Source organism: Streptomyces sp. NPDC044984, from assembly GCF_040646935.1.
Classification (GTDB): Bacteria; Actinomycetota; Actinomycetes; order Streptomycetales; family Streptomycetaceae; genus Streptomyces.
The window spans coordinates 132706-146642 of sequence record NZ_JBEZBE010000005.1 but is presented as its reverse complement, the minus strand read 5'-3'; the positions used below and the strand labels follow the sequence as shown (position 1 = coordinate 146642).

The 13937-nt window shown below is 73.3% G+C and carries 12 protein-coding genes; 6 read left to right on the top strand and 6 right to left on the bottom strand.

The features are described 5' to 3' along the window. The first annotated feature begins 62 nt into the window (after nucleotides 1-62). Nucleotides 63-449 carry a hypothetical protein gene (locus AB0A94_RS07495; RefSeq protein ID WP_361740236.1) on the top strand — a complete coding sequence of 129 codons (387 nt, stop codon included), beginning with the start codon at nucleotides 63-65 and terminating at the stop codon, nucleotides 447-449. A 96-nt stretch (nucleotides 450-545) separates the two neighbouring features. Continuing rightward, the gene (locus tag AB0A94_RS07490; RefSeq protein WP_361740233.1) at nucleotides 546-1979 is read left to right on the top strand and encodes a S28 family serine protease; all 1434 of its coding nucleotides are present in this window, start codon (nucleotides 546-548) and stop codon (nucleotides 1977-1979) included. A 13-nt stretch (nucleotides 1980-1992) separates the two neighbouring features. On the opposite strand, the gene AB0A94_RS07485 is transcribed toward AB0A94_RS07490, so the two are convergent. The 3 genes from AB0A94_RS07485 to AB0A94_RS07475 all read right to left on the bottom strand — a co-directional run bounded on the left by AB0A94_RS07485 (nucleotide 1993) and on the right by AB0A94_RS07475 (nucleotide 5912). Continuing rightward, nucleotides 1993-2637: a hypothetical protein gene (locus AB0A94_RS07485; RefSeq protein ID WP_361740615.1), complete on the bottom strand. Its 645-nt coding sequence runs from the start codon at nucleotides 2635-2637 to the stop codon at nucleotides 1993-1995. Nucleotides 2638-2792: 155 nt separating this feature from the next. Beyond that, on the bottom strand, nucleotides 2793-4637 hold the full coding sequence (locus tag AB0A94_RS07480) for a glycoside hydrolase family 3 protein (protein WP_361740230.1): 1845 nt from the start codon (nucleotides 4635-4637) through the stop codon (nucleotides 2793-2795). Between the two features lie 339 nt (nucleotides 4638-4976). Further along, a complete protein-coding gene (locus AB0A94_RS07475; RefSeq protein ID WP_361740227.1) occupies nucleotides 4977-5912 on the bottom strand; it encodes a LysR family transcriptional regulator in 936 nt (311 codons plus the stop codon). Nucleotides 5913-6110: 198 nt separating this feature from the next. Here AB0A94_RS07475 and AB0A94_RS07470 point away from each other — a divergent pair, with 198 nt between their 5' ends. Then, on the top strand, nucleotides 6111-6749 hold the full coding sequence (locus tag AB0A94_RS07470; protein WP_361740224.1) for a GNAT family protein: 639 nt from the start codon (nucleotides 6111-6113) through the stop codon (nucleotides 6747-6749). A gap of 113 nt (nucleotides 6750-6862) precedes the next feature. Here the strand turns inward: AB0A94_RS07470 and AB0A94_RS07465 are convergent, their stop codons facing one another. The 3 genes from AB0A94_RS07465 to AB0A94_RS07455 all read right to left on the bottom strand — a co-directional run bounded on the left by AB0A94_RS07465 (nucleotide 6863) and on the right by AB0A94_RS07455 (nucleotide 10279). Continuing rightward, complete coding sequence (locus AB0A94_RS07465; RefSeq protein ID WP_361740221.1) at nucleotides 6863-8092, bottom strand: MFS transporter; 1230 nt, start codon at nucleotides 8090-8092, stop codon at nucleotides 6863-6865. 91 nt (nucleotides 8093-8183) lie between these two features. Continuing rightward, on the bottom strand, nucleotides 8184-8984 hold the full coding sequence (locus AB0A94_RS07460; RefSeq protein ID WP_361740219.1) for a sugar phosphate isomerase/epimerase family protein: 801 nt from the start codon (nucleotides 8982-8984) through the stop codon (nucleotides 8184-8186). Nucleotides 8985-9232: 248 nt separating this feature from the next. Next, nucleotides 9233-10279 carry a LacI family DNA-binding transcriptional regulator gene (locus AB0A94_RS07455; RefSeq protein ID WP_361740216.1) on the bottom strand — a complete coding sequence of 349 codons (1047 nt, stop codon included), beginning with the start codon at nucleotides 10277-10279 and terminating at the stop codon, nucleotides 9233-9235. 261 nt (nucleotides 10280-10540) lie between these two features. Between AB0A94_RS07455 and AB0A94_RS07450 the strand changes: the two genes are divergently transcribed. From AB0A94_RS07450 to AB0A94_RS07440, 3 genes are read left to right on the top strand one after another with little or no spacing between them, the layout of a single operon-like run. Beyond that, nucleotides 10541-11692 carry a Gfo/Idh/MocA family oxidoreductase gene (locus AB0A94_RS07450; RefSeq protein ID WP_361740213.1) on the top strand — a complete coding sequence of 384 codons (1152 nt, stop codon included), beginning with the start codon at nucleotides 10541-10543 and terminating at the stop codon, nucleotides 11690-11692. Beyond that, entirely contained in the window at nucleotides 11689-12843 is a 1155-nt protein-coding gene (locus AB0A94_RS07445) for a dihydrodipicolinate synthase family protein (protein WP_361740211.1), read from the top strand. Before AB0A94_RS07450 ends, AB0A94_RS07445 begins: the two co-directional genes overlap by 4 nt. 32 nt (nucleotides 12844-12875) lie before the next feature. Further along, complete coding sequence (locus tag AB0A94_RS07440) at nucleotides 12876-13673, top strand: sugar phosphate isomerase/epimerase family protein (protein ID WP_361740612.1); 798 nt, start codon at nucleotides 12876-12878, stop codon at nucleotides 13671-13673. Nucleotides 13674-13937 lie beyond the last annotated feature (264 nt).

Here is a 13937-nt window from a genome sequence, read left to right as displayed (position 1 = left end):
GTCATGCGTCCGTACACGCGTACGCCGACTGGCGCGGCAGGTGCGGTACGGGGAGGACGACTGTGGGCAGTGGAGCGATACGTCGGCGACTCGCGCCGGTCCTTGCGGTGCTGACCGTCTCGGGGCTGCTCGTCGTCGCCGCGCCGGCCGACGCGCACGCCGCCGCGTACTGCGCCGGGCGCAAGGTGCGCACGCTGCCGTTCTCCACCGGCTCGGTGGCCGTCTACAAGCGGGGCGGCTACGTCTGCGCCGTCACCCTCGCCAAGAACCCCGGCACCAGACGGAAGATGTCGGTGAGCGTGCGGGCGCGCGGAGGCCGCCCGGTCGTCGACGAGGGCAGGTTCAAGCACCACGCCGGACCGGTGACCGTGCACGCCGGCCGCCGCTGCGTGTGGGTGAAGGGCAGGGTCGGCGGCGGGTCCGTCAGCTCCGGCTGGATCCTGTGCTGACCGGCGCCCGACCGAGGGTTAACCCTATGTCCCCTGGTGCTGCGGGGAGTTGGTCCAGTAGCTTCCGGCGCACATCTGTCTCACAGGGGAGTGCGCATGCGCAAGGCGCTCAGATGGCTGCTGGCGCTCACGGTGCTCATAGGCACCATGAGTACGGCCGGGGCGGCCACCGCCGCCGAGCCGGAGGCCACCGGCACCACTGACATCAAGGAGAGACTGCTCTCCGTACCGGGCATGAGCCTGATCGAGGAGAAGCCGTACACCGGGTACCGCTTCTTCGTCCTCGACTACACCCAGCCGGTCGACCACCGCAGGCCCGCCGAGGGCACGTTCCAGCAGCGGATCACCGTGCTGCACAAGGACACCGCGCGGCCGACCGTCTTCTACACCAGCGGCTACAGCGTCTCCACGACGCCCCGCCGCGCCGAGCCGACCCAGATCGTGGACGGCAACCAGGTCTCCCTGGAGTACCGCTTCTTCACCCCGTCCCGGCCCGAACCGGCCGACTGGTCGAAGCTGGACATCTGGCAGGCCGCCAGCGACCAGCACCGCGTCTTCACGGCGCTGAAGAAGATCTACTCGGAGAACTGGATCTCCACCGGCGGCTCCAAGGGCGGCATGACCGCCACCTACTACGAGCGCTTCTACCCGCGTGACATGGACGGCGTGGTCGCCTACGTCGCCCCCAACGACGTGGTGAACAAGGAGGACTCGGCCTACGACCGCTTCTTCGCGGGCGTCGGCACGAAGGAGTGCCGCGACCGGCTGAACGCGGTGCAGCGCGAGGCGCTGGTGCGCCGGGAGCCGCTGGAGAAGAGGTACGAGGCGTACGCCGCCGAGAACGGCTACACCTTCGACACCATCGGCAGCCTGGACCGGGCGTACGAGGCCGTCGTCCTCGACTACGTGTGGGGCTTCTGGCAGTACAGCACCCTCGCCGACTGCGGGGACATCCCGGCGGACGCGAAGAACGCCACCGACGACGAGATCTGGACCTCGATCGACACGATCTCCGGGTTCTCGTTCTACACGGACCAGGGCCTGAGCCCGTACACGCCGTACTACTACCAGGCCGGCACGCAGCTGGGCGCGCCGACCATCCGCTTCCCGCACATCGAGAAGAAGTACATCCGCTACGGCTACCAGCCGCCGCGCAACTTCGTGCCCCGCTCGATCGACATGGAGTTCGAGCCGCGGGCCATGCGGGACGTCGACTCCTGGGTCCGCCACCACGCGCGGCACATGCTGTTCGTGTACGGCGAGAACGACCCGTGGGGCGCCGAGCCGTTCCGGGTCGGGCACGGCGCGCGTGACGCGTACGTGTTCACCGCGCCCGGCATGAACCACGGCGCGAACGTGGCCGGACTCGTCGCCGAGGAGAAGGCGCTGGCCACGGCCCGCATCCTCGACTGGGCGGACGTCGCGCCGGACGCGGTCCAGGAGAACCCGGCGGCGGCGAAGCCGCTGGCGAAGTTCGACGCCGAGCTCGACAAGCGGGACGTCGAACGGCAGCGGACGCTGCGGCCGTAGGGCCCGCGCGGGACTACACCGGGCGGGCGCAGCCCACCGGGGTGGTCCCGCCGAGCCGGACGTAGAGGGCCGTGGACTCCGGGCACTTCGACCGGGTGTCCACGGCCTTCGTCACCTCGAACTCCGGTCTCCGCTCGCCGCTGCCGTCACACGCCGTCTCGCGGACCTTGCCGTCGCCCAGGTCGTAGACGCAGTCGCCGACGATGGTGCGCGGCCCGCCCCCGCCGCCGGGGTCCCCGGGGTGCGGCGGCTGGAGGTGGCGCATACAGGCGTAACCGCGCGGCACCGAGCCGTCGCCGTCCTCGTCGGAGGAGGGGCGCTGCTCGCTGATGTGCAGCACGAAGTCGGTGGTGGCCGGGCAGCGCGGCCCGTCGCGCACGGTCCCGTCGTGGCGGGCGACGACCCGGGCCGCCGCCCGTTCGCTCCCGCAGGACACCTCGGTGAAGCTGGTCCGGCCGAAGGAGCTGCATTCGTCGACCGCGAGGAACACCGCCCCGTAGCCGGACGGCAGGACCGCCGTCGGCGTCGCCGTGTGCCGCCCGCCCGGCCGGCCGTCCTCCCCGGCGCCGCCGTCCGGCGCGCCCCGGCAGCCGGCGAGCAGTACCGCGGCCGCCGCCGCGAGCGCGGCGCGCGTCCCCCACCCATGTCCCACGTGCATCGTCATCCCCCCGGACACCCCCGTCCAGCGTGACCCGGTCCGCCGGGTCACGCCAGACATACGGGGTGGTTTGCGCACCTTGGGTGTGGTGCGTCGGGTGTGTGACGTACGGGCGCTACGTCCGACGGGGGAGGGGCGGTGCCCGTGTGCGGCGGCTAGTAGGTCAGCCCGTGCCCGACGGGGTACAGCACCGTCGCCGGGTCGTCCGCCCGCTGCACCGGCACCGGCAGCGTCCCGCGCGGGTCCACCGCGCCCGCGATCACCCGTGCGGCCGCCCGCAGTTCGACGTCGGTCCAGGAGTACGTCGCCAGACACGCCGCCACGCCGGGCAGGTGGGCCACGTCGTAGGGGTTGCGGATCGCGACCGCGACCACCGGCCTCCCGGTCGCCAGCAACTGCTCGACCAGCGTCCTCTGGCTGCTGGCCGGGCCGACGTTGTACGTCCCGACGATCACCGCGTCCGCGTCCCGGGCCGCCGCGACCGCCTTGGCGACGGTGGCGGCGGACGGTGCCGTGCCGGTGGACAGGGCGGTGGCCGTGAAGCCCAGCCCGGTCAGGGCGTCCGCGAGCACCCCGGTCGGCGGCCCCGTCGTACCGGACGGGGAGGCGGGATCGGCGCCCACCACCAGCAGTTTTGGCTGCCGGCGCCGGGACAGCGGCAGCAGGCCGCCCTCGTTGACCAGCAGGGTGGTGGTGCGCTCGGCGATCCGGTCGGCGGCGGCCAGGTGGGCGCGGGTGCCGACGGTGCGGTCGACCCCGGCGTGCGAGACGTACGGGTCCTCGAACAGGCCCAGCCTCGCCTTCAGTCGCAGCACCCGCAGGATCGACTCGTCGAGCCGGGACTCGGTCAGCTCCCCGTTGCGCACGGCGTTCAGGACCGCGTTCCAGGCGACGTCCAGGGAGGGCGGGTTGAGCAGCTGGTCCACGCCCGCCTTCAGCGCCAGCACCGGCACCCGGTCGTCGCCGTACTTCGTGCGGACGCCCTCCATGCCGAGGGAGTCGGTCACCACGACCCCGTCGTAGCCCAGCTCCTCGCGCAGGATGCCGGTGAGGATGGGGCGGGAGAGGGTGGCCGGGTCCTCGGCGGCGTCGAGCGCCGGGACGACGATGTGCGCGGTCATGACGGAGTCGATGCCCGCGCCGATCGCGGCCCGGAACGGCGGCGCGTCCAGCCGCTCCCACTCCTCGCGGGTGTGGTGGATGTACGGCAGCTCGGCGTGGCTGTCGGTGATCGTGTCACCGTGTCCGGGGAAGTGCTTGGCCGTCGAGGCGACGCGGGACGACTCGTAGCCCTCGACCTCCGCCGCGACGAGCTCCGCGACGGCCCGCGGGTCGGCGCCGAAGGAGCGGACGCCGATGACGGGGTTGGCCGGGTCGACGTTGACGTCGGCCACCGGGGAGTAGTTCTGGCGGATGCCCAGGGCGCGCAGTTCGCGGCCCGCGATCCGGCCGAGGGCGCGGGCGTCGGAACGGGAGCCGCCCGCGCCGATGGCCATCGCACCGGGGAGCAGGGTGGCGGGCTCGCCCACGCGGGCCACGATGCCGTGCTCCTGGTCGGTGGAGATGAGCACGGGCAGCCCGCGCTCCAGGCCGAGGGACGCCTCCTGGATGCCGTTGGACAGGTCGGCGATCTGGTGTGGGGAGCGGGTGTTGTGCGCCCAGGCGAAGTAGATGATCCCGCCGACCCGGTACCTGGCGAGCAGTTCGGCGGCCGTGCGGACGCCGATCTCCTCGAGGTTGGCGTCGATGTCGGCCTGGTCCGGGTCGGTGGCGGAGTGGCCGTAGACCCGCATCACGAACAGCTGGCCGACCTTCTCCTGAAGCGTCATGCGGGAGATGAGGGCGCGCAGCCTCTTGTCGTCGTGCGCGGACGGGCCGGCGGCCGCGTGGACGGTGCCGCCGGCCGCGAGGGCGGTGGTGACGCCCGCCGTCGCGGCGAGGACGGCGCGTCTGGACGGACGTGCGGTGCTTCCCGTGCTTCCGGTGCTGCTGTCGGGCACGTGCGCTCCTTTGGAAGGTGATCCGCGGGGACCGGGGATCCGCTTGAAGGAAACTGCCGGGAGGTCACCAATATCCGGGAAGTTTCTGCCAGTCAAGGGCGTGCGCGGCAACCGGGAGGGGCCGTCACCGGCGCAACGGGAGGGGGCGCGCCGATGACGGCGTACTGCCGGCCGCGGCACGGCGGAGAGGGTTGGTCAGCTATCGCAGCCAGCAGCGAGGGCCGACACCGCACCACGGAGACTCGTCCGGCAGCCTGCACATGGGACGGACGGAGGCGGGGACGGGTTCCCCGCCCGGGGCGTGTCCCCCGAAGTCGGGACCGGGGGGGCCGGACGGGGTCAACGGGGCGAGTGGGGCGAGTGGGGCGCGTGTGCCGACACCTCGGGCCAGTGCGCGCCCAGCGCGCGGACGGTCTCCGCGATCGCCGGACGGCGGGCCGCCCCGGTGCGCCACAGCGCGTACAGCCGCCGTACGGGCACGGGGTCGAGCGGCACCTCCACCACCCCGGCGGGCAGCGGGCCGCGCCCCAGCCGGGGGATCAGCGCGATGCCGAGCCCGGCGGCGACCAGGGCGACCAGGGTCGGGTTCTCGTCGGCCTGGTGGACGATCTCCGGCTCGTGCCCGGCCGTGCGCAGGGTGCGCACCAGCCACTCGTGGCAGACCCGCCCCGGCGGCTGGCAGATCCACCGCTCACCGCCCAGCTCCTCCCGCCGCACCGCCGTGCGCCCCGCGAACCGATGCCCCTCGGGCACCAGCAGATCGCACGGGTCGTCCCCGATGACCGCTTGCTCCACGCCCGCCGGAGCGGGCAGCGGCGCGATGTCCCAGTCGTGCGCGACGACGAGGTCGACCGCGCCCTTGGCGACCAGGTCCACCGAGAGATGGGGGTCGATCTCGGTGAGCCGGGTGTCGAGCGCGGGGTGCCGGCGCGCCAGGTCGGCCAGCACGGGCGGCATCAGCCCGCGGGCCGCCGACGCGAACGCGGCGACGGTCAGCCGCCCGGCCGGCACCCCGCGCCGCTCCTCCAGCTCGGTCTCCGCCCGCTCCACGATGGCGATCAGCTCCCGGGCGGCGCGCACCAGTTGGTGCGCCTCGTCGGTCAGCCGCACACCCCGGCCCTCCCGCTCCAGCAGCACGGTCCGCGTCTCCCGCTCCAGCTTGGCGATCTGCTGGGAGACGGCGGACGAGGTGTATCCGAGCGCCACGGCGGCGGCGCCGACGGTGCCGTGGACGGAGACGGCGTGCAGGGCGCGCAGCCGCTGGAGGTCGAGCATGACGGCGGCTCCCGATCGGTTAGCGATGCTTCATCCAACCATGCGGGAATCATCGCTGGTGCTGAAGTGTGGCGGGCGGGGTGGCGCCGGCCCCGGTGACCCCGCGGCGGCGGCCGTGGCGGTGCCGGCGGTGAAACCCGTTCGACGGACGGAGGCGCGTGCGGAAGACTCCCCGGTCGGCCGATGAGGGGAGCACACATGGGTTTCGTCCTGGAAGGACCGGTCCTCAAGGGCACGTCGGTGCGCCTGGAACCGCTGGAGCACCGGCACGCCGCCGACCTGGCCCTGGCGGCGGAGGAGGACCGGGACACGTACGCGTACACGTGGGTGCCCGGGGCCGACGAGGTCGGCGCGTACATCGACGCGCAGCTCGCCCGCGCGGCGACCGGCCGGCTCGCCCCCTACGCGCAGATCTCCCTCGCCACGGGACGCGCGGTGGGCGCCACGGCGTACTGGGAACCCCGCTCCTGGCTGGGCGAGGACCGGCTCGACGCGATCGAGGTCGGCTTCACCTGGCTGGCCCGCTCCGCCCAGGGCACGGGCGTCAACGCCGAGTCCAAACTCCTGCTGTTCGGGCACGCCTTCGAGGAGTGGGGCGTGGCCCGCGTCGACCTGAAGACCGACGCCCGCAACACCCGCTCCCGCACCGCGATCGAACGCACCGGCGCCCGCTTCGAGGGCGTCCTGCGCAACTGGTCCCGCTCCTGGGCACCGGGCGAGGAGGGCCGCCTGCGCGACTCGGCGATCTACTCGATCACGGCGGAGGAGTGGCCGGAGGTCCGCCGCCGACTGGAACAGAGGGTGGCGGCCCGGACGCCGGGAAGCGAAGCCCCTTAGAGGCGCGGGGCTGTGACATGTGCGGCTCCGCCGCGTGGGCGCGGACAACCACGACGCACCCGCACCCGCCGCACAAGGCCTCCGCCCCGAGCTCTCGCGCGCTCCCGGAGGGGTCAGGGCGCAGGGGACCCCTCACGCAACTCCGGCGTACTCACGCCGACGTACAGCACCGCGACCACGCACAGCAGCCCGCCCGTCACCAGCGCCGCCGCCCCGGACGTCGCGCCGGCCACCAGCCCCGCGCGCATGTTGCCGAGGTGCGGGCCGGCCTGTCCGACGATCTGCTCGGCGGCCGTGACCCGGCCCAGCAGGGCGTCGGGCGTACGGGTCTGCACGATCGTGGTGCGGGAGAGCACCGACAGGGCGTCGGCCCCACCGGCCACGACCAGCAGCCCCAGACCGACCCAGGGGCTGCTCATGACACCGAACGAGGCCAGCGCGGCCCCCCACACGCCGGCCCCGAACAGCATCACGAGGCCGGGACGGCCCAGGTGGGTCACCGCCCCGGACAGCGCGGACGCCAGCACGCCGCCGATCGCGATCGCCGACAGGAACAGGCCCAGCGTGTGCGGATCACCGCCGAACCGTTCGTCGTTGATCAGCGGGAACAGGCTGGCCGGCATCGACAGGACGGTGGCGGCGAGGTCGGTGACGAGCGCGCCGCGCACCACCCGGTGGCCGGCCAGGAAGCGCAGCCCGTCCAGCACCCCGTGCAGTCCGGCGCGGGACGGCTCGCCCTCGGGCGGCAGCGCGGGCAGACCGAACGCGCCGTAGAAGGACAGGAGGAAGCTCAGCGCGTCGAGCAGATAGCAGACGCCGATGCCGAACCAGCCGAGCAGCAGGCCCCCGAGCGCGGGGCCGAGGAGCATCATCGCCTGACCGGTGACCTGGTAGAGCGCCAGTCCGGAGGCCACTTGGTCCTTGGGCAGCAGCCGGGGGACGAACACACCGGCCGCCGGACCGCCGACCGCCGCGCAGGCGGACTGGGCGGCGACCAGGACGAGCACACCGGCCACCGGCACGTTCCCGGTGAACCCCTGGACCGCCAGCAGCAGTGAACACAGCGCCTGGCCCACCGTCGCCGCCAGGAAGATCCGGCGCCGGTCGCCCCGGTCGACCCAGGCCCCGGCGAACAGACCGAAGCAGACCAGCGGCACCGCCTGGACGAGACCCACCGCGCCGCTCCAGGCCGCGCTGTGCGTCATCTCCCAGACCTGGTACATGACGGTGACCATGGTCATGAAGCCGCCGAGCGTGGACACCGTCCGCCCGATCAGCAGGCGCCGGAAGACCGGCGAGGTGCGCAGGGGACGCACGTCGATGAACGTGCGCGACAGGCTCATGAGGGCATGGCGGAAGAACGGCGGGCGTACTGAGGCACGGCGGGGACACTAACCGGACGCCGGCCGCCCCGGCCAGTGGATTTCCGTGCGGTCAGGCCGACTCGTTCAGCAGCCGGATCAGGTGCTCCCGGCCCGGAGTGAGCAGGCCGGGCAGCGGGGCGGCGTCGGCGTACCAGCGCTTCTCGTACTCCCAGCAGAGCCAGCCGTCCCAGCCGTGACGGGAGAGGACCTCCACGCAGTCCGCCAGCGGGAGGACACCCGCGCCTAGCGGCAACGGCGTCGTGTCGTCGGCGGAGGCGATGTCCTTGACCTGGACGTAGCCGAGGTGCGGGGAGAGGGCCGCGTAGCTCTCGGTGGGCTGTTCGCCGCCGAGCCAGGTGTGCATCACGTCCCACAGCGCGCCCACCTGACGGTGGCCGACGAGGCCGAGGACCCTGATCGCGTCGGCGCCGGTGCGATGCGAGTCGTGGGTCTCCAGCAGGATGCGCACGCCCAGGTCGGCGGCGTACTCGGCGGCCGTGCCCAGCCGGCGGGCGGCCGTCGCGTCCGCCTCCTCGGGGCGCTGTCCGGTGCCGCCGCCGGGGAAGACCCGGACGAAGGGGGCGCCGAGGTCCCGGGCCAGGTCGAGGAGGGCGCGGATCTCGGTGAGGACGGGTTCGTCCTCACCGGGCGCGGCGACCCGGGCGTACCCGGCGAGGCCCAGGATCTCGACGCCGGCCGCCTCGAACCCGGCGGCCACGTCGGCGCGTTGTGCGGGAGTGAGACCCGGGTGGACGGGTTCCTCGGGATGGGCGCGCAGTTCGACGCCGTGGTAGCCGTGCGCGGTCGCGAGGGCCCGCACCTCCGTGAGGGGCAGACCGGGGACGCCGAGGGTGGAGAACGCCAGCTTCATGGAAACGGACCCTACCCGCGACCCCGGGTGTCACTCCCTCTCGTCACTCCGGTGTCGCGGCCCGCGGCCGGCGGACACGGACCTGCGCGTCCGCCTCGGCGGCGTTGACGGGAACCGGTTCGCACGGCCGCTCCGCGCCGTCGGCACCCTCCGGACTCCGCCACCGGCACTCCCTCAGGGGCGCGGGGAACCACGCGGAAACCACCGGCCACCCGCACCGGCGGTGCGGACCCCGGGCCCCGGTCCGATCACCCCCGCGGCACCGCGGTGGACCCCCGCACCATCAACTCCCCCCGGACCCCCGCGATGCCTCCCGGCGGCGGCTCCTCCCGCCCCATCGCGATCCGCCCCGCGCGGGCCCCCGCCTCCGCCAGCGGCAACCGCACCGTCGTCAGCGCCGGCACCGCGTCGATGCTGAACGGCAGGTCGTCGAACCCGGCCACCGACACGTCGTCCGGGATCCGCAGCCCCGAGTCCCGCAGCGCCGCGCACGCCCCCAGCGCGACGGAGTCGTTCGCGGCGACGACGGCGGTCAACGACGGGTCACGGCGCAGGAGTTCCAGCGTCGCCTCGTACCCCGACCGCCGGTCGTACCGGCCGTGGACCGTCCAGCGCGGGTCCTCATCGAGGCCGTGCGCGGCCAGCGCGTCCCGGTGCCCCTCGAGCCGGTGACGGGTGGTGGTGCGTTCCTGGGGACCCGCGATGTACCCCAGCCGCCGGTGCCCCAGCCCGATGAGGTGCTCGGTGAGTTCCCGCCCGCCGCCCCGGTTGTCGAAGGTCAGCGCGATCGCCCCGGTCTCCGGCGCCGGCGGCCGGCCGCACAGCACCACCCGGGTACCGGCGTCCGCCAGTTTCCGCAGCTTCGCGTCCATGGCCGCCTTGTGCGGCGCGTCCTCGATCGCGCCGCCGGTCAGCACCACCGCCGCCGCCCGCTGCCGCTGGAGCAGCGTGAGATAGGTCAGCTCGCGTTCGGGTGAGCCGCCCGTGTTGCACACGACCGCGAGTCTCTCCCCGCCCGCGCGCCCGCCCGGACCGCCGATCTCCGCCTGGATCGCGCTCGCCATGATCCCGAAGAACGGGTCGGCGATGTCGTTCACCAGGATGCCCACCAGGTCGGAGGTGGCGGCGGCCAGGGCGCTCGCGGGGCCGTTGAGGACGTAGTCCAGCTCGTCCACGGCCTTCAGCACCCGTTCCCGGGTGGTCGCGGCCACGGGATAGTTCCCGTTGAGCACGCGCGACACCGTCGCGGGGGAGACCTGTGCGCGAGCCGCCACGTCCGCCAGGGTCACCGTCATGTCTCGTCCTCCGCCTCGCGCGTTCGCCGTACGCCGTCGTACACACCCACACCCACACCCACACCCACACCCGCCCCCGTGGTTCCGAGCAGACCCTACGGCCATCCGCCCGGCTGTTCGCCCCCTCGAACAACTCCGGTTCGCCGTGGTCTTGTCCACACCACTGTTCAGAGGCTAGCTTCTACGTACATAGAAAGCGCTTGCTGTCACGCTCACCAGTGGGGCGTACGCGGCGCGCGAACCGCGTACGAAGGGAATGACGTGACACGCAAGACGGTGCGTATCGCCATGAACGGTGTGACCGGGCGCATGGGCTACCGCCAGCACCTCGTCCGCTCCATCCTGGCCCTGCGCGAGCAGGGCGGCCTCGACCTCGGTGACGGCACCGTGCTGTGGCCGGAGCCGATCCTGGTCGGCCGCCGCGAGCACGCGCTGAAGGCGCTGGCCGAGCGGCACGGACTCGAGCACGTCTCGACGGACGTGGACGCGGTCCTCGCCGACGAGAGCGTCGACATCTACTTCGACGCCCAGGTGACCTCGGCCCGCGAGGAGGCGATCAAGAAGGCGATCGCCGCGGGCAAGCACGTCTACACCGAGAAGCCCACCGCCACCGGCCTCGACGGCGCCCTGGAACTCGCCCGCCTGGCGAACGCGGCCGGCGTCAAGCACGGCGTCGTCCAGGACAAGCTCTTCCTGCCCGGCCTGCTCAAGCTGAAGCGCCTCATCGACGGCGGCTTCTTCGGCCGGATCCTCTCCGTGCGCGGCGAGTTCGGCTACTGGGTCTTCGAGGGCGACTGGCAGGAGGCCCAGCGCCCGTCCTGGAACTACCGCTCCGAGGACGGCGGCGGCATCGTCGTCGACATGTTCCCGCACTGGGAGTACGTGCTGCACGAGCTGTTCGGCCGCGTGAGGTCCGTCCAGGCGCTCACCGCCACCCACATCCCGCAGCGCTGGGACGAGAACGGCAAGCCCTACGACGCCACCGCCGACGACGCCGCCTACGGCGTCTTCGAGCTCGAGGGCGGCGCCATCGCCCAGATCAACTCCTCCTGGGCGGTCCGCGTCAACCGCGACGAACTGGTCGAGTTCCAGGTCGACGGCACCGAGGGCTCCGCCGTCGCCGGACTGCGCAACTGCCGCGTCCAGCACCGCTCCGCCACCCCCAAGCCGGTCTGGAACCCGGACATCCCCGCCACCGAGGTCTTCCGCGACCAGTGGCAGGAGGTCCCGGACAACGGCGAGTTCGACAACGGCTTCAAGGCCCAGTGGGAGCTCTTCCTCAAGCACGTCTACGCCGGCGCCCCCTACCACTGGGACCTGCTGGCCGGCGCCCGCGGCGTCCAGCTCGCCGAGCTGGGCCTGAAGTCCTCGGCCGAGGGCCGCCGCCTCGACGTGCCGGAGATCGCGCTGTGACCCTCCACCTGCCCGACGCGAACGGCACCCTGCGCGCCTACGAGCCCCGCACGGAGCCCCTCGCCGTCACTCCTGGAAGCGCTTTCACCTCCCGTACGGTCTTCTCGGCCGCGCACGTCGTCGCCGACCCGTACGCGGACGTGTCACCCGACTCGTCCGCCGCCGTCGACTGGGACGCCACCCTCGCCTTCCGCCGCCACCTGTGGTCGCACGGCCTGGGCGTCGCCGAGGCCATGGACACCGCCCAGCGCGGCATGGGCCTGGACTGGGCGGGCGCGGCCGAGCTGATCCGCCGCTCCGCCGCCGAGGCGAAGGCCGTCGGCGGCCGCATCGCCTGCGGCGTCGGCACCGACCAGCTCACCGCCGCCGCCACCCTCGCCGAGGTCCGGACGGCCTACGAGGAACAGCTCGCGGTCGTCGAGGAGTCCGGCGCGCAGGCCATCCTGATGGCGTCCCGCGCGCTGGCCGCGACGGCGCAGGGCCCGGACGACTACCTGGAGGTCTACGGCCACCTGCTCCGCCAGGCAGCCGAGCCCGTCGTCCTGCACTGGCTGGGCCCGATGTTCGACCCGGCCCTGGAGGGCTACTGGGGCTCCTCCGACCTCGACGCGGCCACCGACACCTTCCTGGAGGTCATCGCCGCCCACCCCGACAAGGTCGACGGCATCAAGGTCTCCCTCCTCGACGCACAGCGCGAGGTCGACCTGCGCCGCCGCCTCCCGCAGGGCGTGCGCTGCTACACCGGCGACGACTTCAACTACCCCGAGCTGATCGCCGGCGACGAGCAGGGCTTCAGCCACGCCCTGCTCGGCATCTTCGACCCGCTCGGCCCGCTCGCGGCGGAAGCGGTCCGCGTCCTCGACACCGGGAACACGGAGGGCTTCCGCGCCCTCCTCGACCCCACCGTCGCGCTCTCCCGCCACCTCTTCCAGACGCCCACCCGCTTCTACAAGACGGGCGTGGTCTTCCTGGCCTGGCTGGCGGGCCACCAGAGCCACTTCACGATGGTCGGCGGCCTGCAGTCGGCCCGCTCCCTGCCGCACTTCGCCCGCGCCTACGAACTCGCCGACGGTCTCGGCCTGTTCCCCGACCCCAAGCTCGCCGAGGAACGGATGAGGACCCTGCTGAACCTGTACGGAGTGACCCCGTGACCGCCGACCTCACCCGCTTCAGCATCAACCAGATGACGGTCCGGCAGCTGTCGCTGCCGGACCTCGTCGACGCCTGCCGGGAGCTGGGCGTACCGGGCGTGGGCCTGTGGCGCGAACCCGTCCAGGCGTACGGCGTGGAGGCGGCCGCGAAACTGGTCCGCGACGCGGGCCTGGCGGTGACGACGCTGTGCCGGGGCGGCTTCCTCACCGCGACCGACCCCGGCGAGCGGGCGGCGGCCCTGGCCGACAACCGCCGTGCCGTCGACGAGGCGGCCACGCTCGGCACCGACACCCTGGTCCTGGTCTCGGGCGGCCTGCCGGCCGGGTCCAAGGACCTGCGCGGCGCCCGCGAGCGCATCGCGGACGCGCTCGCCGAACTCGGCCCCTACGCCGAGGAGCACGGGGTGAGACTGGCCATCGAGCCGCTGCACCCCATGTTTGCCTCCGACCGGTGCGTGGTCTCCACCCTCACCCAGGCCCTGGACATCGCGGAGCGCTTCCCCGCCCACCAGGTCGGCGTCACCGTCGACACGTACCACATCTGGTGGGACGACCAGGCCCCCGCGCAGATCGCCCGCGCGGGCGCCCAGGGCCGCATCCACACCTTCCAGCTCGCCGACTGGACCACCCCGCTGCCCGAGGGCGTCCTCAACGGCCGCGGCCAGATCGGCGACGGCGCGGTCGACATGCGCGAGTGGAAGGGCTACGTGGAGGCGGCCGGCTACACCGGCCCCATCGAGGTCGAACTGTTCAACGACGCGCTCTGGTCCCGCGACGGCCGCGAGGTCCTCGCCGAGACGGCGGCACGGTTCGCGGAGCACGCGGGATGAGGTCCGCCGCGCGCTGAGGCGCGGGGGACGGGAGAAACTCTGGGGAGAGGTCTTCCCGTGCCCTGTCGTCCCGCGCGGGGCGCAAGCCGTGCGGTGCCGGACCGGACGCCGACGTTCGCCGGCACCGCACGCTGCTTCCCCCCGGCTCCCCCGTGCGTGCACAGCCCCCACTGCGCACAGGCACCAGAATGCGTCCGCGGGACGCTTGGATCCTTGACCGTCCGTGCAGGGATCTTGTCGATTCCGGCAGGACGGGACACCGGC

Coding starts and splice junctions, on each gene's coding strand:
- AB0A94_RS07490 (WP_361740233.1), top strand. CDS start 546: ATGCGCAAGGCGCTCAGATGGCTGCTGGCGCTCACGGTGCTCATAGGC.
- AB0A94_RS07485 (WP_361740615.1), bottom strand. CDS start 2,637: ATGCACGTGGGACATGGGTGGGGGACGCGCGCCGCGCTCGCGGCGGCG.
- AB0A94_RS07475 (WP_361740227.1), bottom strand. CDS start 5,912: ATGCTCGACCTCCAGCGGCTGCGCGCCCTGCACGCCGTCTCCGTCCAC.
- AB0A94_RS07470 (WP_361740224.1), top strand. CDS start 6,111: ATGGGTTTCGTCCTGGAAGGACCGGTCCTCAAGGGCACGTCGGTGCGC.
- AB0A94_RS07465 (WP_361740221.1), bottom strand. CDS start 8,092: ATGAGCCTGTCGCGCACGTTCATCGACGTGCGTCCCCTGCGCACCTCG.
- AB0A94_RS07460 (WP_361740219.1), bottom strand. CDS start 8,984: ATGAAGCTGGCGTTCTCCACCCTCGGCGTCCCCGGTCTGCCCCTCACG.
- AB0A94_RS07455 (WP_361740216.1), bottom strand. CDS start 10,279: ATGACGGTGACCCTGGCGGACGTGGCGGCTCGCGCACAGGTCTCCCCC.
- AB0A94_RS07440 (WP_361740612.1), top strand. CDS start 12,876: ATGACGGTCCGGCAGCTGTCGCTGCCGGACCTCGTCGACGCCTGCCGG.